This is a genomic window from Phytohabitans aurantiacus (assembly GCF_027923225.1).
GTDB classification, from domain to species: Bacteria; Actinomycetota; Actinomycetes; order Mycobacteriales; family Micromonosporaceae; genus Phytohabitans; species Phytohabitans aurantiacus.
The window spans coordinates 351,984-371,275 of sequence record NZ_BSDI01000004.1; the positions used below are offsets into that span (position 1 = coordinate 351,984).

Annotated in this window: 17 protein-coding genes; 5 read left to right on the forward strand and 12 right to left on the reverse strand. The window is 70.9% G+C overall.

Going from position 1 to position 19,292, the window contains the following annotated elements:
* Positions 1-95: 95 nt before the first annotated feature.
* Positions 96-5,039: an SCO7613 C-terminal domain-containing membrane protein gene (locus QMG73_RS06235; protein WP_281893021.1), complete on the forward strand. Its 4,944-nt coding sequence runs from the start codon at positions 96-98 to the stop codon at positions 5,037-5,039.
* A 49-nt stretch (positions 5,040-5,088) separates the two neighbouring features.
* On the opposite strand, the gene QMG73_RS06240 is transcribed toward QMG73_RS06235, so the two are convergent.
* Positions 5,089-6,063, reverse strand: coding sequence for a 4-hydroxy-3-methylbut-2-enyl diphosphate reductase (locus QMG73_RS06240; RefSeq protein WP_281893022.1), 975 nt, complete (start codon positions 6,061-6,063; stop codon positions 5,089-5,091).
* A gap of 70 nt (positions 6,064-6,133) precedes the next feature.
* Between QMG73_RS06240 and xseA the strand changes: the two genes are divergently transcribed.
* Together xseA and QMG73_RS06250 are read left to right on the forward strand one after the other, a co-directional pair.
* Positions 6,134-7,384, forward strand: coding sequence for an exodeoxyribonuclease VII large subunit (gene xseA / locus QMG73_RS06245; protein WP_281893023.1), 1,251 nt, complete (start codon positions 6,134-6,136; stop codon positions 7,382-7,384).
* Positions 7,377-7,580 carry an exodeoxyribonuclease VII small subunit gene (locus tag QMG73_RS06250; protein ID WP_281893024.1) on the forward strand — a complete coding sequence of 68 codons (204 nt, stop codon included), beginning with the start codon at positions 7,377-7,379 and terminating at the stop codon, positions 7,578-7,580. The genes xseA and QMG73_RS06250 overlap by 8 nt, the downstream gene beginning before the upstream one ends.
* Before the next feature lie 40 nt (positions 7,581-7,620).
* On the opposite strand, the gene QMG73_RS06255 is transcribed toward QMG73_RS06250, so the two are convergent.
* The gene (locus QMG73_RS06255; RefSeq protein ID WP_281893025.1) at positions 7,621-8,157 is read right to left on the reverse strand and encodes a DUF4245 domain-containing protein; all 537 of its coding nucleotides are present in this window, start codon (positions 8,155-8,157) and stop codon (positions 7,621-7,623) included.
* An 85-nt stretch (positions 8,158-8,242) separates the two neighbouring features.
* Between QMG73_RS06255 and glpX the strand changes: the two genes are divergently transcribed.
* The gene (gene glpX / locus QMG73_RS06260; protein ID WP_281893026.1) at positions 8,243-9,268 is read left to right on the forward strand and encodes a class II fructose-bisphosphatase; all 1,026 of its coding nucleotides are present in this window, start codon (positions 8,243-8,245) and stop codon (positions 9,266-9,268) included.
* Positions 9,269-9,279: 11 nt separating this feature from the next.
* On the opposite strand, the gene QMG73_RS06265 is transcribed toward glpX, so the two are convergent.
* From QMG73_RS06265 to QMG73_RS06290, 6 genes are all read right to left on the reverse strand, one after another.
* Positions 9,280-10,116, reverse strand: a complete 837-nt coding sequence (locus QMG73_RS06265) for a phosphatidylinositol-specific phospholipase C/glycerophosphodiester phosphodiesterase family protein (protein WP_281893028.1) — start codon at positions 10,114-10,116, stop codon at positions 9,280-9,282.
* 63 nt (positions 10,117-10,179) lie between these two features.
* Complete coding sequence (locus QMG73_RS06270; protein WP_281893030.1) at positions 10,180-11,148, reverse strand: NAD(P)/FAD-dependent oxidoreductase; 969 nt, start codon at positions 11,146-11,148, stop codon at positions 10,180-10,182.
* 85 nt (positions 11,149-11,233) lie between these two features.
* Positions 11,234-11,854: a rhomboid family intramembrane serine protease gene (locus QMG73_RS06275; RefSeq protein WP_407676752.1), complete on the reverse strand. Its 621-nt coding sequence runs from the start codon at positions 11,852-11,854 to the stop codon at positions 11,234-11,236.
* A gap of 13 nt (positions 11,855-11,867) precedes the next feature.
* On the reverse strand, positions 11,868-12,692 hold the full coding sequence (locus QMG73_RS06280; protein WP_281893033.1) for a S1 family peptidase: 825 nt from the start codon (positions 12,690-12,692) through the stop codon (positions 11,868-11,870).
* A gap of 142 nt (positions 12,693-12,834) precedes the next feature.
* Positions 12,835-13,512 carry an aggregation-promoting factor C-terminal-like domain-containing protein gene (locus QMG73_RS06285; RefSeq protein ID WP_281893035.1) on the reverse strand — a complete coding sequence of 226 codons (678 nt, stop codon included), beginning with the start codon at positions 13,510-13,512 and terminating at the stop codon, positions 12,835-12,837.
* A gap of 209 nt (positions 13,513-13,721) precedes the next feature.
* On the reverse strand, positions 13,722-15,056 hold the full coding sequence (locus QMG73_RS06290) for a PhoH family protein (protein ID WP_281893037.1): 1,335 nt from the start codon (positions 15,054-15,056) through the stop codon (positions 13,722-13,724).
* A gap of 264 nt (positions 15,057-15,320) precedes the next feature.
* Between QMG73_RS06290 and otsB the strand changes: the two genes are divergently transcribed.
* Complete coding sequence (otsB, locus tag QMG73_RS06295; RefSeq protein ID WP_281893038.1) at positions 15,321-16,160, forward strand: trehalose-phosphatase; 840 nt, start codon at positions 15,321-15,323, stop codon at positions 16,158-16,160.
* 14 nt (positions 16,161-16,174) lie between these two features.
* Here otsB and QMG73_RS06300 read toward each other — a convergent pair whose 3' ends face one another.
* The 4 genes from QMG73_RS06300 to QMG73_RS06315 form a co-directional block, all read right to left on the reverse strand.
* On the reverse strand, positions 16,175-16,945 hold the full coding sequence (locus tag QMG73_RS06300; RefSeq protein ID WP_281893039.1) for an isoprenyl transferase: 771 nt from the start codon (positions 16,943-16,945) through the stop codon (positions 16,175-16,177).
* Positions 16,946-16,977: 32 nt separating this feature from the next.
* Positions 16,978-18,084 carry a geranylgeranyl reductase family protein gene (locus QMG73_RS06305; RefSeq protein ID WP_281893041.1) on the reverse strand — a complete coding sequence of 369 codons (1,107 nt, stop codon included), beginning with the start codon at positions 18,082-18,084 and terminating at the stop codon, positions 16,978-16,980.
* Positions 18,081-18,887, reverse strand: a complete 807-nt coding sequence (locus tag QMG73_RS06310) for a hypothetical protein (RefSeq protein WP_281893043.1) — start codon at positions 18,885-18,887, stop codon at positions 18,081-18,083. The genes QMG73_RS06305 and QMG73_RS06310 overlap by 4 nt, the downstream gene beginning before the upstream one ends.
* A 73-nt stretch (positions 18,888-18,960) precedes the next feature.
* A partial coding sequence (locus tag QMG73_RS06315) for a phosphoenolpyruvate carboxykinase domain-containing protein (protein WP_281893044.1) occupies positions 18,961-19,292 on the reverse strand: 332 nt, incomplete at its 5' end.

A 19,292-nucleotide genomic window follows, 5' to 3' on the forward strand; every position in this document is an offset into this window, starting at 1 on the left:
CCGTTCGGAAGGCGCCGTCTCTGTTCAAGAGCACCCGTCATTAGGCATGCTTCTCTGAGAGTCCACAGTGCTGGGCCCTGCCGGAGAGAGGTGCCATGGCGACGTACCCCTGCCCGTCGTGCGGCCGGGAGATCGAGCCGGCGCCGCAGTGTCCCCGCTGCGGCGCTGAGCAGGGCCGGTGGGCCGAAGAGCTGACGCGGATCGACCGCTCGATCGCCGACCTGAAGCGCGATGAGAATCGGATCGCGAAAGAGCTGAAGCTCAACGCCCAGGCTCTGCAGGCCGCGCTCTTCCAGCGCGACATCCTCGCGCACGCCAACCAGCAGCGTGTACAGCAAGCCGCCAAACCGCGCCGGGTGGTGCGCACCCGGGTCGGGCGCCGGCCCCCGACAGCGACACCGCCGAACGCCGCGCCCAGCGGGCCGCCGCGGATGCCCCGGCAGTCCCCGGCGGGCACGCCGCCTCCCCCGCCACCACCTCCGCCCCCGCCACCGTCCGGCACCCGCACAGGGCCCGCCCCCGAGGCCGCCGGCCAGCCGGAGGCGTCGACCCGCGAGGTGCAAAACATCTTCCTCGGGCTCGGTGCGCTGCTGCTCGCCGTCGCCGCAGTCGTGTTCGCGCTGGTGGCACTCAGCTCGTTCGATGACATCAGCCGCGTCGGGATCCTGCTCGGTGCCACGGCACTGATGCTGGTCGCGCCGCCCGCCGTCGCCCGCCGGGGCCTGACCTCGACCGCCGAGACCATCGCGGCGGTCGGGCTCATGCTCATCCCGCTCGACGGGTACGCGTTGTGGACGGTCGACGCGCTCCACTCGGAGACCGTGCCGGGTGCCGTCGTCGCGGGCGTGATCTTCGCGATAACCGCGCTCGCCGCCGGCTGGTACGCGGGCGTGACCGGGTTCAGCGTGCCGCGGTACGCGACCGTGCTCGCCCTCCAGCCGATCGTGCCGTTGCTGGCGTACGAGTGGATCTCGGGGGCGACCGGCTGGGCGCTCGCCTTCATCGCGGTCGCCGCGCTCGATCTGGCGCTCGCCCGGCAGTTCGACCAGCGCGGGCTTGGCACGGCACCGCTGCTGAGCACGGCGGCACCGGCGAAACCGGCCGAGCCTGGCGTCAGCGGCGAGCCCGCCGGAGGTGACGCGACCGGCGAGCCGGATCGGCCCGAAAGCGCGCCGGAAGAGGCCGACGCGGTGGTCACGCCCGCCAGCCAGCCCGCACGCACGGCGGCCGTGGCACCGGCGATCTGGCTGCGGCAGGCGACCTGGGGCCTGCACGGTGTGGCGGTCGCCATCGCGCTCATGTTCGCGACGATCGCCACGGTCGAGGCGGGCAGCGTGCCGGGTGCGGTCAGCGCCGGGCTGGCCCTGGTACTGGCCGCCGCGCTCGGGTTGGCCGGTGCCCGGAGCGTCGACCGGTACTCGCTGCCGGACCTCGCGGCCGGGATCGTCACGCTGGCCGTCATCGGCGCCGCCGGGCGCGTCGTCTCGGTCGCGGTACCGGGGCGGGCGCTCCTGCTGATAGCCATCGTGATCGTGCTGACCGGGTTCGGCGTACGGGCACTGCCGGAAGCCGCTCGCCGGGGACCGCAGCTCGCCTCGGCCGGCGCGCTGATCGTCATGGGCCTGGTGGTCGCCGGCACGGCCGTACGCGCCGCACTCGCCCCGGTACAGGCCGCGCTGCCGGTGTGGAAGGCGGATCTGTCCGCGTACCCGGACAGGCTGTCTGACGCGGTGGGTGACATGGGGTGGCAGCTCGCGGTCAGCGCGCTGCTCCTGACCATCGCGGCGGTCCTGTCGCTGCCGCAGGAGGGGCGGCGCGCCTCGGCGGTGGCCGGCGCGGCGCTGACCGCGGTCGCCGCACCCGCTTCGCTCGGGCTGCCCTGGGGCGCCGCGCCGTGGCTGCCCGTTCTCGCGGCGATCGGCATCGGCGCGACCGGCCTGTACGCGCGCACCAGGGTCGCGGCCCGAGCCCACATCGCCGGCGCGGCCGTGGTCGGCCTGGTCGGTGCCGGCGCCTCGCTCGCCAGGCCGGCCCTGACCGCCGGCGTCCTCGCGGTGCTGGCGCTCGCGGGCGCTCTGATCGCGATCGCCGCACCGTGGCTCTCCGAACAGACCGACGTCCTGCGCGACGAGCCGGTGCCGGCGCAGCTCGTCCGGGGCGGACCGGACGCGCCCGAGGTCGGCGAGTGGGCAGCGGGCGGCGCCGCGTTCGCGCTGCCCGGCGCCGTCGCGGCGGGCGTGGCGGCGATGACCGGCATGACGGCGACCGCCGTGCTGGCGGCAGCCTTCGTGGCGGTGTGCGCGACGCTCGGCTACGCGGCGCTGTCGCAGGTCGCCCGCCGCCACATCAGCCTGCCGCTCACGCTCGGCACCGGCCTCGGCGCGCTCGCGGTGACGGCGGCGGCGTTTGGCGCGCCGGGCGCCACGGTCGCCGACGCGTGGGTCGGCGCGCTGCTGCTCGTCGGCGCGGTGCTGCTGGTCCTGGCGCCCTCGATCGACGCCGGCCGGCGGGCCGACCGGGTGCTGGACGGCGCGGACTTCGCCGCGGCGGCGGCCACCGCGGGCGTGATCGGCACGTTCGCCCGGATCTCCGCGATCCTGTTCCCCGACGCGATCCTCGCGGTCAGCGCGCTGATCGTCGTGCTGGTCGCCGTCAGCGTGCGCGCGATGCCTCCCGAGTGGCGGCGCGGGCCGGTGCTCGGCGTGGCCGGCAGCGGTGCCGTGATCGCGATAATCGCCGGATACGCCGCGCTGAGTGGCGGCCTGCGCGTGCTGGCCACGCCGGGTGCGCTGTGGGATGCCGACCTGAACGCCTGGCCCACGACGCCGGACGGGGTCGGCTGGCAGGCGCCGGTCGCACTGGCCCTGCTCGCCGCCGCCGCGGCAGTCGTGCTGCCCAGGCCGTGGGCATACGACATAGCGGGCGTCTGCGTCGGCCTCGCGACCGTGGGCGCGCCGGTGGCGCTCGGACTGCCCTGGTGGTCTCCCATGCTGGTCGGCGGCGCGGTCGCGACGGCGTACGGCGTGGCGTCCGTGATGGCGAAGGACCCGCGCGCCGGACTGGCCCGCACGGCGGTGGCCGCCGCCGTGGCGCTGCACGCCGTGGGCGCGAGCCTGGTCCGCCCGTGGACCACCGCGGCGGCCCTGGGCGTGGTGACGCTGGTCGGGCTGCTCGTCGCGGTCCTGGCCCGGATGCAGGCCGACGACATGCCGCCACATCTGGGGCAGATCGGCGGCCTCGCGGCGGGTGGAGCGCTGCTGGCGCTGCCCGGCATGCTCGCGGCGGGTGCCGCCGAAGCCGGCCGTCCCGCTTCGCTGGTGCTGGCCTCCGCCGTGGTGGGCTCCGCGATCGGGCTCGGGCTGGTCGCGCTGGCACGCCGGCATGTACCGCGATACCTGCCCTACGCCACCGTTGGCATCGCCGGCGGGGCCACGATCACCGCGATCGCCTCGCTGCCCACCGGACTGTCCACCGGCGTGTACGCGGCCGCCGCCGCACTTCTGGGCGTGGTGGCCGAACTGCTGCGCGGTGCCACCCCGGCCCCCGAGACCATCGTCGAGCCCACCCAGCGCTGGTCGGTGCGGCTCGGCGGGGTATGGCGGCGCATCGAGGGCTTCGAAGGGTTCCGCGGCCGCTGGGCGGTCAGCCCCGCGATGGGCGCGGTACTTGTCGCAGCCCTGCCGACCGCCCTGGCTCTCGCCGGAATCGCCCCGATCCTCATCGACTCGCTGATCGACCCGCACCAGACCCTGTATCACATCTGGGAAGGGCCACCGGCGGTGCTCACCCAGGTGCGACCGGGCGCGGACCCGACCGACGTGCTGGCCGCGCTGCTGCTGACGATCGCGGCGGCGCTGGCGGCCATCGGGTTCGGCGGGCGGCGGATCGCCCGCGCGATCCCGGTCGTACTGCCCGGCGCGGCGATCACGCTGCTGATCGCGCCACTGTCGCTGGGCGCCGAGTGGCCCGCGTCCACGATGGCGGCCCTGGCCGTCTTCACGCTGTCGATGCTGGGGCTCGCGGTGACCCCGCCGCCGCCACCGTCCGAGCGGGCCCGTCCGTTGCGCGTGACCCGGCTGGTGGTCTTCGCGATCGGGCTCGCCGCGGGCGGTGCCGGGCTCGCCGGCAGCCTCGCCGAAAAGCCGCTCACCCTCGTCACGCTGGGCGGGGCGGTCGCGGTGGGCGCCACGGCAGCGATCGTCGGGCAGACCCAGCGGGCCCGCATCCTGGGCTGGCTCTTCGCGGCCGTGTCGGCAGAGGGCTTCGTGCTGACCAGCGCGCTGATCGCCGGGCTGGAGCCCGAGTGGTCCGCGTTCGGGGTACTGGCGGTGGGCGCCGCGCTGCTCGTCGTCGCGGCGGTACTGCCACGCCTGCGCCAGCCGGAGTCCTACCGCGAGGCGGCCACCGTGGAGTGGAGCGGGTACGCCGCCGCGCTGATCGCGCTCGCGCTGGCGTTCGACTCGCCGCGGCACGTGGCGGCGCTGCTGGCCGCCTGGGGCGCGGTACTGGGCGTCGCGGCCACCCGTCCGGGGCGCCGCACGATCGAGCGGCGCATCCTCTTCTGGTCGGCGGTGCTGTGCGAGCTGATCGCCTGGTGGCTGCTGATGGGCCTGTCCGACGTGGGCGTACCCGAGGTCTACACCCTGCCGTTCGCCGCGTTGGCGCTGCTCATCGGCCTGATCGAGCTGCGCCAGCGGCCCGACCTGAGCAGTTGGACGGCGTACGGGCCGGCGCTGGTGGCCGCGTTCGTGCCGACGCTGGTGATCGCGCTGACGACCGAGGCGACCGCGGTCCGCGAGGTGAGTCTGCTGCTCGGCGCCGTGGCGACGTTGATCTTCGGGGCGTTCACCCGGCAGCAGGCGCCGCTGGTCGTCGGCACGGTGGTCACGGTGATCTCCGCGCTGCACGCGTTGACGCTGGTGGGGCTGTCGTGGCTGCTGCTGATCCCGGTCGGCCTGCTGCTGATGATCTTCGGCGCCACGAACGAAAGCCGTCGCCGCACCCAGGAGCGCTTCCGTGCGGTAACCCGCATGCGCTAGTGATCAGGGCGTCCCTCAAGTCGTTAGGGCGCCTTGAGGGACGCCCTGATCACGGCAGGGTTCGGGCGGCGGCGGCCTTCATGTCGCGCTTGAGCTCCTGCGGCAGGGAGAACGTCAGCCGCTCCTCGGCCGTCGTCACCTCGGTGACGTCGGCGAAGCCGCGCTCGGCGAGGTGGTCGAGCACCTCGGTCACCAGGTCGTCGGGGACGCTCGCGCCCGAGGTCACCCCGACGGTCGTCGCGCCCTCCAGCCACTCCTCCTGGATCTCGGAGGCGTAGTCGATCAGGTATCCGCCCCGGGCACCGCCGTCGAGGGCCACCTCGACGAGGCGTACCGAGTTGGACGAGTTGCGAGAGCCGACCACGAGCACCACGTCGCACTCCGGAGCGATCTCCTTGACGACGTGCTGGCGATTCTGCGTGGCGTAGCAGATGTCGTCGCTGGGCGGCGACTGGAGCAGCGGCAGCCGGGTCTTGAGTCGCGCCACGGTCTCCATCGTCTCGTCGACGGAGAGCGTGGTCTGAGAGAGCCAGACGACCTTGTTCGGGTCGCGGACGGTCACCTTGTCGACGCCGTCAGGCCCGTCGACGAGCTGGATGTGGGCGGGCGCCTCACCGGCGGTACCGATGACCTCTTCGTGCCCTTCATGCCCGATGAGCAGGATGTCGTAATCCTCCGCCGCGAACCGCCGAGCCTCGTGGTGCACCTTGGTGACCAGGGGGCAGGTCGCGTCGATCGCCTTCAGCGACCGCTGCTTCGCCTGCTCGTACACCTCGGGCGCCACGCCGTGCGCCGAGAAGATCACGGTCGAACCCTCGGGCACCTCCTCGTTTTCCTCAACGAAGATCGCGCCCCGCGCCTCCAGGGTCGAAACCACGTGCTTGTTGTGCACGATCTGCTTACGGACGTAGATCGGCGCCCCATACAGCTTGAGCGCCTCCTCGACTGTCTGAACAGCGCGATCGACGCCGGCGCAGTAGCCGCGCGGCTTGGCCAGCAGCACACGCTTACGGGTCTCGGTCACCCCGCCATCGTACGTGGCGCACCTGGACCGGGCCGGAGCTGCGACCAGGACCACACCATAGGCTCACGGGGTGACACAGCCGGAGATACCTCGCAGTACACCCGAGGAGCCGTGGCCGGTCCGAGTGGTCAGCCAGAAGCTGAGCGCGTGGATCGCGAAGCTCGGCTGGGTGTGGGTCGACGGCCAGGTCGCCCAGATCAGCCGCCGCCCCGGCGCGAGCACCGTGTTTCTCACGCTCCGTGACCCATCCGCCGACCTCAGCCTGACCGTCACCACCAACCGTGACGTTCTCGACCTCGGCGCCCCCGCCCTCGAAGAGGGGGCCCGCGTGGTCATGCACGCCAAGCCGGAGTTCTACGCCGCACGGGGCACGCTCAGCCTGCGCGCCGACGAGGTCCGCCAGGTGGGGCTCGGCGAGCTGCTGGCGCGGCTGGAGAAGCTCAAGAAGCTGCTCGCCGCCGAGGGCCTGTTCGCCCGCGAGCGTAAGCGCCGCCCACCGTTCCTGCCGAGCCGGATCGGTCTGATCACCGGCAGGTCCTCCGCGGCCGAGCGCGACGTACTGACCAACGCCAAGCGGCGCTGGCCGGCGGTCGAGTTCCGGGTGATCAACGTGGCCGTGCAGGGGCCGACGGCGGTACCGCAGATGATCGACGCGCTCAAGGTGCTCGACGGCGACGACACGATCGACGTGATCATCCTGGCCCGGGGCGGCGGGAGCGTCGAAGACCTGCTGCCGTTCTCGGACGAAGCGCTGTGCCGGGCGGTGTTCCACTGCCGCACGCCGGTCGTGAGCGCCATCGGGCACGAGACCGACACGCCGCTGGTCGACTACGTCGCCGACGTCCGTGCGTCCACCCCCACCGACGCCGCCAAGCGGATCGTGCCTGATCTCGCCGAGGAACTGCGGCTCATCAAGCTCGCGCGGCACCGCCTCGACCGCGCGGTCACCGGCATGCTCGACCGCGAGGAGCACCGCCTCGACGCGATCCGGTCCCGCCCCGTGCTCGCCCGGCCGGACGTGATGGTCGACCAGCGCGCCGCCGACGTGGCGGCACTGCGCGACCGGGCCACCCGCTGCCTCGACCACCGTCTCCGGGGTGCCGGCGAGGAACTGCGGCACACCCTCGCCCGCCTCCGCGCGCTCTCCCCCGCGGCGACGCTCGAACGGGGGTACGCGATCGTGCAGCGCGCCGACGGCCACGTGGTCCGCGCGGCGGCCGACGTCGCCGAGGAGGACTCGCTACGGGTGCGCCTGGCCGAGGGTGAGCTGGCGGCTAGGGTGGTTGGTCATGGGTTCGAGCAAGGGTCCGGCCATGGGTGAAGCACAGCTGAGCTACGAGCAGGCCCGCGCCGAGCTGGCTTCGGTGGTCGAGCGGCTGGAGGCCGGTGGCGGGACGCTGGAGGAGTCGCTCGCGCTCTGGGAGCGCGGCGAGCAGCTCGCCGACGTGTGCCAGCGGTGGCTCGACGGCGCGCGCGAGCGCTTGGACGCCGCACGCGCCGCCCGCGACACGGCCTGACCGCCGCCTTGGACGCCGCACGCGCCGCCCGCCCGGAAAACTAGACAGCCGCCGCCAGCTCGCGCAGCTCGTCTTCGTCGGCCTGGCCGACCACGATCACCGTCCGGTCGGGCTGGAGCAGCACGAGCGCCGTCTCGCCCTTCCGCGCGCTGTACCGCTGCCAGGTCTCCCCGTCGACCTCCGCCGACCCTTCCGGCCGGCCGCTCTCCGAGAGCTCCGCGGGCAGCAGCCGCTCGGCCGGCACGCTGCTCTGGATGAGCTGCAACCCACCGTCGTCCGGCGTCACGTACCCGATTCGTAGCGTCCGGCCGCCGTCGCCCTGCTGGAATGCGGCGCTGATCGGGATCCAGTCGTCGTTTAGCCCGGCCACGTCGCTCACCGGGAACTCGCCCGCCACCCGCGCCTGGTCGATCGCCGCCGCCGTGTCGACCCGTACCGGCTGGTCGCCGCCCTGCACCACCCTGTAGATGAGCACCACGACGAGTACCGGCACCAGCAGCACCACGAGCGACAGTGCCATGTCGCGGGGCCGCCGCTCGCTACGCGTCGGGCGCGGCACCTCCGTCTCCGCCTCCATGTGACCATCTTGGCAGCCCTGGCCGGGGCGGCTCATGACAGTATCTGTGTAAGGACTGCCCGCAGCGCCGCGAGGAGGACCCGGCATGAGCACCGCCCGCACCCCGCAGGATCTCGACCGCAACCTGGCCCTGGACCTGGTACGGGTCACCGAGGCGGCCGCCATGGCCGCGGGCCGTTGGGTCGGCCGCGGCGACAAGGAAGGCGGCGACGGCGCGGCGGTCGACGCCATGCGCAAACTCATCAACTCGATCCAGATGCGCGGCGTCGTCGTCATCGGCGAGGGTGAGAAAGACAACGCACCGATGCTCTTCAACGGCGAAGAGGTGGGCGACGGCACCGGCCCGGAGGTCGACGTCGCGGTCGACCCGATCGACGGCACGACGCTGATGAGCAAGGGCATGCCCAACGCGCTGGCCGTGCTCGCGGTCGCTGAGCGCGGCGCGATGTTCGACCCGAGCGCCGTCTTCTACATGGAGAAGCTCGCCGTCGGTCCCGACTGCGCCGACGTCATCGACATCAACGCGGGCGTGGCGGAAAACCTGCGCCGCGTCGCCAAGGTGAAAAACTCCACAGTCTCCGACGTGACCGTGTGCATTCTCGACCGCCCGCGACACCAGGAGCTCGTGCAGGAGGTCCGCAAGACCGGCGCGCGCATCCGGTTCATCTCCGACGGCGACATCGCCGGTGCCATCTCCGCCGCGAGCGAACAGTCCGATGTAGACGTTCTATTGGGCATCGGCGGCACACCCGAGGGCATCACCGCGGCGTGCGCGCTCAAATGCATGGGCGGCGCGATCCAGGCCAAGCTGTGGCCGCGCGACGAGGCCGAGCGCGAAAAGGCGCTCGCCGCGGGCCACGATCTTGATCGGGTACTGACGACAGACGACCTGGTAACCGGTGACAACGCCTTCTTCGTCGCCACCGGCGTCACGACGGGCGACCTGCTCCGCGGCGTGCGTTACCGGTCCGGTGGCGCGTACACCCAGTCGATCGTCATGCGCTCGAAGAGCGGCACGATCCGCGTCATCGACTCCTACCACCGCTTGGAGAAGCTCGCCCGCTACTCCATGGTCGACTTCGACGGCACCCCGCTGGTCGAGCTCGACTGAACGAAGCGCGATCAGGAGCGGAGGAACGCCTCCAGGCCGGCCAGGTCGTCGGTGTTGATGTGGTCCACGCCCGCCGCGAGCAGCTCGCGCCATACCGCCTCGCGCGCCGGCCCGGGCACGTCCGGGGTCGCCCAGAAGCGGACCCGCTGCCCGCTGGCGTGCGCGATGGCGACGGCCTGGTGCAGGAACTGGCGCTCGCCCGCCGGCATCTCGCCGACGCCCTGCCACGTGAACACACCGGTCCAGTTCTCGCTGAGCAGCGGCATGAACGAGGCCGGTACGCCGGTGCCGAGGTCAGGGCCGCGCCCGTCGTAGAACGCGTACCGCACCCGCTGCGACGCCATCAGGTCACGCGGCCGGTCGCCGCTGATCACGACGGTGATCGCGCCCTGCTTGACCTCGCCGTTGACATACGTCGTCAGCATCTTGCGGTACTTGCGCAACACCCGGTCGAGTTTGGTGTAGGCGTTCACACCGTCGTACTTGATGTCGATCAGGAGCTGGAGCTGCTGCTTGCTGCCCCGGAAGACCTTGCCCTTGTTGGCTCGCACGATGCGGGCCAGCGGGTCGAGGTAGAGCTTCTGGAGCGTCAGCGCGGGATCCAGCTCTTCCGGTGCGTGCGCCACCAGCAGCTTCCCGTCGACCAGGAAGATGTCGGCCTCGACGCTGGTGAAGCCGTGGCTCAGCGCGTCATACAGCGGGCGCTCGTGCAGGTAGTCGTTGTGAGCGTGTGCGTTGGGCAGCGGCGCCGGCCGGTGTCGACCGCCCGCCTGCGCCGGCGCGGCGCCGACCAAGGCGCCGATCAGCGCGCCAGCCAACGCCAGCGCCGCCAGTTTGCGATGGAGCATGCGAGTCCTCCCCTGTGCATCGATGTGCAGGACGCATCGACCCTACGAGAAAGGGGCAAACTTTCAGCCAGCGTCGGAGGAATGCCCGGGGAAGAGATGAGCCGCCGGGTCGATGACCACCGCGGCGTTGTTGACGGCGGTCGCCGCCTCGCCGAAACCGGTCGCGATCAGGCGCACCTTGCCCGCGTACTCGGTGATGTCGCCAGCGGCGAAGACGCGCGGCAGGTTGGTGGCCATTGTGGAGTCGACGCGGATGTGGCGCTTGTCGAGCTCCAGTCCCCATTCGGCGAGCGGCCCCAGGTCGGCGGTGAAGCCGAGCGCGGCCACGACGGTGTCGACCGGTACGGTCTCGGTGCCGCCGCCTTTGACGCTGATGTCCGCGCCGGTCACCCGCTCGGTGCCGTGCAGCTTGGTGACTTCGGCGTTCACCACGATGCGCACCGGGAGCTGCTGGACCCGGGCGACGGTGGAAGCGTGGGCGCGGAACTTCTCGCGGCGGTGCACGATCGTCACCGAGCGGGCGAGCGGCTCCAGCGCGAGCGCCCAGTCGAACGCCGAGTCGCCACCGCCGACTATCAGCACATCCTGGCCGGCGAGCTCGGCGAGGCGGGGCACGAAATACACGAGGCCGTCGCCGTCGAACGCGTCGGCCGCGGGCAACGGGCGCGGGCTGAAGCTGCCCAGTCCGGCGGTGATGAGCACGGCACCGCAGTGCAGCTTGTCGCCCCGCGACAGGGCGAGCACGGGCCGATCGTCCAGATAGGAGAGTTCCTCGGCGCGCACGCCCAAGATGTACTCCGGTGTGAACTGGTCGGCCTGGGCGACGAGGTTGGCGACCAGGTCGCGACCCTTGATGTTGGGAAAGCCGGCGACGTCGAAGATGGCCTTCTCCGGATACATGGCGGTGACCTGGCCGCCCGGCTCGGGCAGCGCGTCGAGCACCGCGACGGAGAGCCCTCGAAAGCCTGCGTAATAGGCCGCGAACAGGCCGGTCGGACCGGCACCGATTATCGCGACATCAATCTCACGCATCTGTCACCGTCGCTTTCGCTCGCGGTATCACGCTGCTGAGCAGACGGTAGGCACAGTCACGACCAGCGGGCAAGCACCATCGCGGTCAATAGGTGACCCCCGAGACCGACCGTCGTGCACGAAAGATGATGGCGGCGATCATTCCGCCCAGAAAGCCGAAAAGGTGACCTTGCCAGGAGACCCGGGGGTCCGTGGGCAGGAGGCCGATCAACTGCCAGCCGTACAGCAGGCCCACCAGCAGTACGACGCCGAAGTTCCACCACGTGCGCTCGACGATCCCGCGCATGAGCAGCAGGCCGAAGTATCCGAAGATGACCCCGCTGGCGCCGACCACGATCGTGTTGGGGCTGCCGGTGAACCACACACCCAGCCCGCTCACGAAGATGATCAGCAGCGTCGAGTACAGGAACCGGCGCACCCCCGCGGCCAGCACGAACGTGCCGAGCAGGATCAGCGGCACGCTGTTGCTGTACAGGTGCTCGAAGCCGTGGTGCAGCAGCGGCGCGAAGAACACGCCGTCGAGCCCCTCGATGCGGCGTGGCACGATGCCGGCCGCCGTGTCGAACGGGTTGTCGAGCCACCCGTCGATGGCCTCGATCGCGAAGAGCACCGGGATGGCGGCACACATCGCGACGAACGCCCGTCCGATGGAGGCGTAGAACGCCTCGGTGCCAAAGCGGTTGGCGTCGGTCTGGTCGTAGGCCACGCTCACGTTGCTATCAGGTCAACGGCGTACCCGCCACCGACGCGAGGCGCACCTCAGACAGCTCGACCGTTTTCCGCGCGATTGTCCGGGCGAACGTGGACACCTGCGTGTACACGCCCGGGTAGTTCTTGCGCGCGCAGCCGTACCCCCAACTGACGATGCCGACCTGGATCCACTTGCCGGCGTCGTCCTTGCGCACCAGCGGACCGCCGGAGTCGCCCTGGCACGCGTCGATGCCGCCCCGCTTGGTGTCGCCGGCGCAGAGCATCTCCCTGGCCGTGAAGCCGTACCCGGCGTCCCGGTACTGCCGCCCGCAGGTCCGGTCGGATACGAACGGCACGTCCACCTCGCGCAGGTGCCGCTGCTGGCTGGTCGAGCCCTCGCGGGTGGCGCCCCAGCCCATCACCCTGAAGGTGCCGCGGTCGTAGGTGCGGTCGGTCGCGAGCGGGAGCAGCGGCAGGTCGAGTTCCTCGGCGAGCTGTACGAGGGCCCAGTCGTCGCCCTCGGTGGCGTCCCGGAAGTCCGAGGCCCGCAGGACGTACCGCGACTTGACCCGGATGGCGTCCCGGTCGTGCAGGTCGGTGCTGCCGGCGGTGACCGTGATACTGCTGTCGTACCCGGTCCCCTTGACGCAGTGCGCGGCCGTGAGCACGACGCGCGGCGCGGTCAGCGCGCCACCGCAGCCCATCGAGAGGCGGACGATCCAGGGGTACGCGTCATCCGGCGCTGTCCTACCACCGACGATCTCCTCGCGACCGCCCGCATGCGCGGGACCCGCCACGAGAGTCCCCACCGCCGCCGCGACTGCCAACGCGCCGATCCACCGCCACGCCCCCATGTGCATTCCTCCCGAATTCCGCCGAGTTTGCCCATTATGGACGGACTAACTCCGGCAACCCGGGAGCAAAACGCCAGGAAGGGCACGCACCGAACCGGTGCGCACCCTTCCCAACAGTCAGTAACTCAGCGCCAGCCCAGACTTAATACCAACCCACACTCTGCGAGTGCGACCACGCACCGCAGGGGGTCTTGTACCGGCCCTTGATGTACCCGAGGCCCCACTTGATCTGCGTGGCCGGGTTGGTCTGCCAGTCGTCCGCGACCGAGCTCATCTTGGTCGGCGGCAGCGCCTGTGCGATGCCGTACGCGCCGGACGAGGAGTTACGGGCCTTGTGGTTCCAGCCGCTCTCCTTGTCCCACAGCTTGTTCAGGCAGGGGAACTGGTCGATCTTGAAGCCGGCCCCGATCATCAGCGCGCACCCGGTCTTGCGGTTGCCGCTGAACTCGTTGCACGACGCGGGAATCGGGCCCGTGTACGGCTTCGTCGCGGTGTTCTTCTCGGCTTCTTCGCGCTTCTTGCGGCTCGCGGCCTCTTCGGCCTTCTGCGCCCGCTCCGCTTCCGCCTTCGCGGCTGCCAGAGCCTTTTCACGGGCGACTCGTTCCGCCTCCCGCTGCTGCGCGGTGGCGATCATGTTTTGCCGGTGCCGCTCCTTGATCAGCTCCATCTCCTGCTGATCGGCGTTGGCGGCGAGCTGCGCACTGATGCCTTGCTGCTGGACTTCCCGGTCCTGACCCAGGTAATACCCGCCAACCACGCCCACGAGAAGCAGCACGACAGCGAGTGCCCGGATGCCGAACCGGCTCCACAGCCGACTCACGAAGAGGTCCCTTCGTCGGGGGCAAGGTCCCGGCGCGGACAGCGGCTGGGGGGCCGATGGTCCGAACCGTGGGCGCCTCGCACCCCCGACGAATGGTGCCGGTGGTGCGCGAGCGCCCGCAGGACACCATTGCGCACCGTGAGGCCGAAGGGAAACGGCGGGCCACTATTGTGACTTGCACCACGCCATTTATCGGGGCGAAAGCGGACCTAACGCGGGATGTCTTCGAGGAGATCGGTGACTACCTCAGCGATCGGTGACCTCTCGGACCGCGTCAGTGTGACATGGGCGAAGATCGGGTGACCCTTCAGGGCCTCGATCACCGCGGTCACACCGTCGTGCCGGCCCACCCGCAGGTTGTCGCGCTGGGCCACGTCGTGGGTCAGCACCACCCGGGAGCCCTGCCCGATCCGCGAGAGGACGGTGAGCAGCACACCACGTTCGAGTGACTGCGCCTCGTCGACGATGACGAACGCGTCGTGCAGGCTCCGGCCGCGGATGTGGGTCAGCGGCAGCACCTCGAGCATGCCGCGCGACATGACCTCTTCCATGACGTTTTCGTGCACGACAGCGCCCAGCGTGTCGAAGACCGCCTGAGCCCAGGGCGACATCTTCTCCGACTCCGAACCGGGCAGGTAGCCCAGTTCCTGGCCACCGACGGCGTACAGCGGCCGGAAGACGATGACCTTCTTGTGCTTGCCGCGCTCCATCGTGGCTTCGAGGCCGGCGCAGAGTGCGAGCGCCGACTTTCCGGTACCCGCCCGGCCACCGAGCGAGACGATGCCGATCTGCTCGTCGAGCAGCAGGTCCAGTGCGATCCGCTGCTCGGCGGAGCGCCCGCGCAGGCCGAACGCGTCGCGATCGCCGCGAACCAGCCGGACGTTCTTGTCGGGGTAGACCCGTCCGAGAGCCGAGCCGCGCGGCGAGTGCAGCACCAACCCGGTGTGGCAGGGCAGGCCCGCGGCGTCGTCGATGCTCAGCGCCTCGCCCGCGTACAGCTGATTGATCTCTTCTTCGCCAAGCTCCAAATCGGACATACCGGTCCACGTCGGGTCGCTGGCCTGCCCGTGCCGGTACTCGTCGGCGTCCAAACCGACCGACGCGGCCTTGACCCGCAGCGGCATGTCCTTGCTCACCAACGTGACGTCGCGCCCCTCGGCAGCCAGGCCGAGGGCGACGGACAGGATGCGCGCGTCGTTGGAGTCGTTGCGGAAACCCTGCGGCAACACGTCGGAATCGGCGTGGTTGAGCTCCACGCGCAGCGTGCCCCCGACGTCGTTGACCGGCAGCGGCTCATCCAGGCGGCCGTGCTTGATGCGCAGCTCGTCGAGCATGCGCAGGCACTGCCGGGCGAACCAGCCAAGCTCAGGGTGGTGGCGCTTTCCCTCCAGTTCAGAGATGACCACCAGCGGCAGCACCACTTCGTGCTCTGCGAACCGGTAAAACCCAGCCGGGTCGGACAGAAGCACGGAGGTGTCAAGCACATACGTCTTGATCGCGGTGGATTCCTGATCGGCTCGGGGATTGGTACGGCGAGTCGTCACAGGCCAGCTCCTGGCGGGCGTGCACCCGGACCACCCGCGTCGCGCCGCTTCCGGCACCCGGTGGACACGGGGTCGGATGCGGGCCCCGTGGCAAAATCGCAGGTCCGGGCCGGCCGGATGGCTTGGGATGACCCCGCGCCATGGAATAAAAGCTAACCGCCCAAAGCCAGCTTGGGTAGTACGTAGGTCACGGCGCGCCGAGCGGCCCTGACTCGGTACTCAGCTCGACGGACGCGTCCGTGACGAACGGGTACGCTGGCGCCCGTGCGGCCGAACGACCAGGGCGAAACCCGCCCGTCCCGTCCCTTCACCGCGGATCAGGCGTGGCACCACACCGCCGCGAGCCCCGCGAAGACCGTCCTGTTCTTCGACTTCGATGGCGTTCTCTCACCGGTCGAAGACGACCCAAATGCCGCACAGCCGGTGCCCGAGGTGACGGCTGCCGTCGCCGGTTTGGCCGAGCACGTGCGGCAGATCTCGCTGGTGTCGGCCCGTCCGGTCGACTTCCTGCGCGATCGGTTGCCCACGCTGGACATTCCGACCCTGGAAAATGTCGACTTCTTCGGTCTGTACGGCCTGGAGCACAGCCGCGGCCACGGCGAGACCATCACCGAGCCCGACGCGCTGCCCTTCGTGCCGGCCATGGCCGAGCTTGCGGAGCGAGCCAGGGTCGAGCTGCCCGAGGGCGCCCTCGTCGAATACAAGCGGCTCTCCGTCGCGCTGCACTACCGCACCAGCCCACACCTGGCGCAGCAGGTCGAGGCGTGGGGGCGCGCCGAGGCGGAGCGGCTCGGCCTCAAGGTGCAGGGCGGTCGCATGGTCATCGAGCTGAAGCCGCCCGTCGACCGCGACAAGGGCATGGTCGTCCGGGACGCGGTCGGTGACGCCCGCATCGCCTGGTACTTCGGCGATGACGTGTCCGACATCAAGGCGTTCAACGCGTTGCGTGCCCGTGAGGCCGAAGACCCCGGCTTCTTCGGGGTCTGCGTCGCGGTCGCCAACCCGGAGACCGGCCGAGAGGTGGCCGGCGCCGCCGACCTGACCATCGACTCACCGCAAGCACTCGGCAAGTTCCTCGCGGCGGCGCTGCAATCGCTGCGTTAGGCCCAATCGCTGCGTCAGGCGCCGTAGCGGCGCTGGCGGTTGCCGTACGACCGCAGCGCGCGCAGGAAGTCGATGTGCCGAAAGTCGGGCCAGTTCATGTCGCAGAAGTAGAACTCTGACTGTGCCGACTGCCACAGCAGGAACCCGGAAAGCCGCTGCTCACCGCTGGTCCGGATGATCAGGTCGGGGTCCGGCTGGCCGCGCGTGTACAGATGCTCCGCGATGTGGTCGACGTCGAGCACCTCGACCAGCTCTTCGATCGTGCCGCCCGCCTTCGCGTGCTCGTGCAGCAGTGAACGCACCGCGTCGGCGATCTCCCGCCGGCCTCCGTATCCGACGGCCAGGTTGATCTCGACGCCACCGGTGCGCCCGATCGTGCGCTCCTGGGCGGCCTTCAGCGTGGTCGCTGTCTCGGTCGGCAGCACGTCGAGCGCGCCGACCACTCGCAGCTGCCACGGGTTGCCCTCTTCGGCCAACTCCGTCACGAGGTCTTCGATGATCCGCAACAGCGGGTCGAGCTCGCTCGCCGGGCGCCGCAGGTTGTCGGTCGCCAACAGGTACAGCGTGACGATGCCGACACCCGCCTGGTCGCACCAGCCGAGCATGTGCTTGATCTTCTCGGCGCCGACGCGGTGGCCGTCATTGGGGTCGACGTAGCCCATTTCCCGGGCCCACCGGCGATTCCCATCACACATGACGCCCACGTGCTGGGGCACCGGCTTGCCCGTGAGCTTTTTGGTCAGCCGACGCTCGTACACCGAGTAGATCAGGCTTCGCAGATTCACCCATGCAGAGTAGGGCTTACGGCGACAAACAACTACCTGCCGGCCGCAATCCGACCAAGAGTACGGCTATCGAGCAGCCCGTCTCCCAGCCCGAGATCGACCAGAGCGGCGAACACCCGTTGATCCCCGTCGGCCGCGCGGATCGCACGGTCGACCACCCACCGGCGGCTCGCGAGCCACGCGGCCGCCCGGCTGTGCCGCAGGTGCCGGCCCAGCCTCTCGCGTAGCGCGTCCGCGTATCGGACAGCGGCCTCCTGACCCGCGGTCGCCGCCACGCCGGCAAGCGCGCCGGACAGCACCGCGTAGAAGATCCCCTCGCCGGTGAACGGGTTGATCAGCGAGAGCGCGTCGCCGGCCAGCACGATCCGGCCCCTCCCGGGCGGTGGGCGGCGCGTCGACAGCGGCAGGTGGTGCGCGCGCAGGCCGGACACCGCCGCCGGATCCACGCCGGGCAGCAGCGCGAACAGCCGGTCGAGCAGGTGCGCGCGGCTCACCGGACGGCCGCGCAGCAGCTCGCCGTACCCGATGTTCGCCGACCCGTCCCCCACCGGAAACGACCACGCGTAGGCCGGCCAGCCCGTCGCCGTGGTCACGATGAGCTGCTCGACCTCCGGTCGAGCCGGTGCGTAGCCGCGGATCGCGAGCGCGAGGTGGCCGGGCGGGTTGGGCGCGAAGCCCAGCGCCCTGCGCACCACGGATTCGGCGCCATCGGCGCCGACCACTGCCCGCGCCGCGAACTCCCCGTCGATATCCACCAGGTCGTCGCGCACATCAATATTGCGTACCGTATGCGTCCGCACCTCGGCACCGATGGCCACCGCCGCTGACAGCAGGCGTGCGTCGAAGACCTTCCGGGGCACCGTGTACGCCGGCCGAGGCAGCGCCCTGGCGACCGCGCCGCCTCCCGGGCCCACCATCCGCAGCACCGGCACCGGTGCGTACCCGGCGACCGCGTCGGGCACGCCGAGCTCGGCCAGCACGTCGAGCGCGTGTGCGGCGATCCCGTCGCCACACGCCTTGTCACGCGGAAACCGGGCCCGGTCCAGCAGCAGTACCTGGGCACCCGCCCGCCGGGCCGCGATCGCCGCACACGATCCGGCCGGCCCGGCACCGACGATCGCGACGTCGTAGACCGTCATCGCGCCCGGCCCATGCCGTAGAGGGCGAGCCCAGCGGCGACCACGAGCGGGCCGCCGTCCCGGATCAGTCCGTCGACACCGAGCAGCCACCAGCACAGCGGCAGGTCGAAAACGAGCACGCCCAGCGTGATACCCGCCATCAGCCACCGTGCCCACCGTTGCCCGCGCAAAAGGAAGATCGAGGCGAACAGCACGGCGTAGCTCACACCGAGCGCCACCACGAACCACACCGCGATCACCGGCAGGGCGTACAGCCTGCCGTCGAAGGCCTCCCCGATCGACACGAGGCAGGGAACGAGCATCAGCGGCGCGTACGTGAACGAGGCGACCCGGGCGGTGAGCAGCCAGCCGGTGACCTGCGGGCGGCGCGGTGCCGCCTCCTGCCACGTGATGCCCTTACGGTCGAAGACGAGCCGGTTCGGGTGGCGAACCAGGTACTCCTGGATCGACGGCCAGCGGTAGAGCAGGACGACGATCGTGGCGCACAGCAGGGCGAGCGCCACGAACGCGAGGACACCGGGCAGCGGCGGCAGGCCGTCGCGCGGTACCAGCAGGCGGCCGACCGCGAAGACCGTGGTGACCGCGAGGATCAGCCCGAACGGCTTGGAGCCGGCACGCCCGCGGCGCACGTGCCATACCAGGATCAGGAAGCCGAGCGACCGCAGCAGGGCCCACGCCGTGCGTACACCGAGCGTGAATCCCTGCTCGTCGGCGTACCACCAGTTGAGGGCCTCCACCGCCGCGGTCGCCACAGCCGTGACCACGAGCAGCGCGGTGAGCACGCGAACGGCGGCCGGTCTCATCCGGCCAGCTTCCCCGTGATCAGGGCGTCCCTCAAGTCGCTCTTACAACTTGGGGGACGCCCTGATCATGGAACTACGCGGTGTTCAGGCGGGACTTCAGCGCGTCCAGTTCTGCCCAGAGGACTGCGGGGAGCTTGTCACCGAACTTCTCGAACCACTCGGTGACCTGGGGGATCTCGGCCTTCCACTCCTCGGCGTCGACCCGCAGCACCTCTTCGAGGTCGGCACGGGTCAGGTCGAGGCCGGAGACGTCGAGCGCGTCGGCGGTCGGTACGAAGCCGATCGGCGTCTCGACGGCCGCCCCGCTGCCCTCCAGCCGCTCGACGATCCACTTGAGAACCCGCGAGTTCTCGCCGAAGCCCGGCCACAGGAAGCGGCCGTCATCGCCGCGGCGGAACCAGTTCA

Coding starts and splice junctions, on each gene's coding strand:
- QMG73_RS06280 (WP_281893033.1), bottom strand. CDS start 12,692: ATGGGGGCGTGGCGGTGGATCGGCGCGTTGGCAGTCGCGGCGGCGGTG.
- QMG73_RS06255 (WP_281893025.1), bottom strand. CDS start 8,157: ATGGAGGCGGAGACGGAGGTGCCGCGCCCGACGCGTAGCGAGCGGCGG.
- QMG73_RS06310 (WP_281893043.1), bottom strand. CDS start 18,887: ATGAGACCGGCCGCCGTTCGCGTGCTCACCGCGCTGCTCGTGGTCACG.
- QMG73_RS06235 (WP_281893021.1), top strand. CDS start 96: ATGGCGACGTACCCCTGCCCGTCGTGCGGCCGGGAGATCGAGCCGGCG.
- QMG73_RS06265 (WP_281893028.1), bottom strand. CDS start 10,116: ATGCTCCATCGCAAACTGGCGGCGCTGGCGTTGGCTGGCGCGCTGATC.
- QMG73_RS06270 (WP_281893030.1), bottom strand. CDS start 11,148: ATGCGTGAGATTGATGTCGCGATAATCGGTGCCGGTCCGACCGGCCTG.
- glpX (WP_281893026.1), top strand. CDS start 8,243: ATGAGCACCGCCCGCACCCCGCAGGATCTCGACCGCAACCTGGCCCTG.
- QMG73_RS06305 (WP_281893041.1), bottom strand. CDS start 18,084: ATGACGGTCTACGACGTCGCGATCGTCGGTGCCGGGCCGGCCGGATCG.
- QMG73_RS06250 (WP_281893024.1), top strand. CDS start 7,377: ATGGGTGAAGCACAGCTGAGCTACGAGCAGGCCCGCGCCGAGCTGGCT.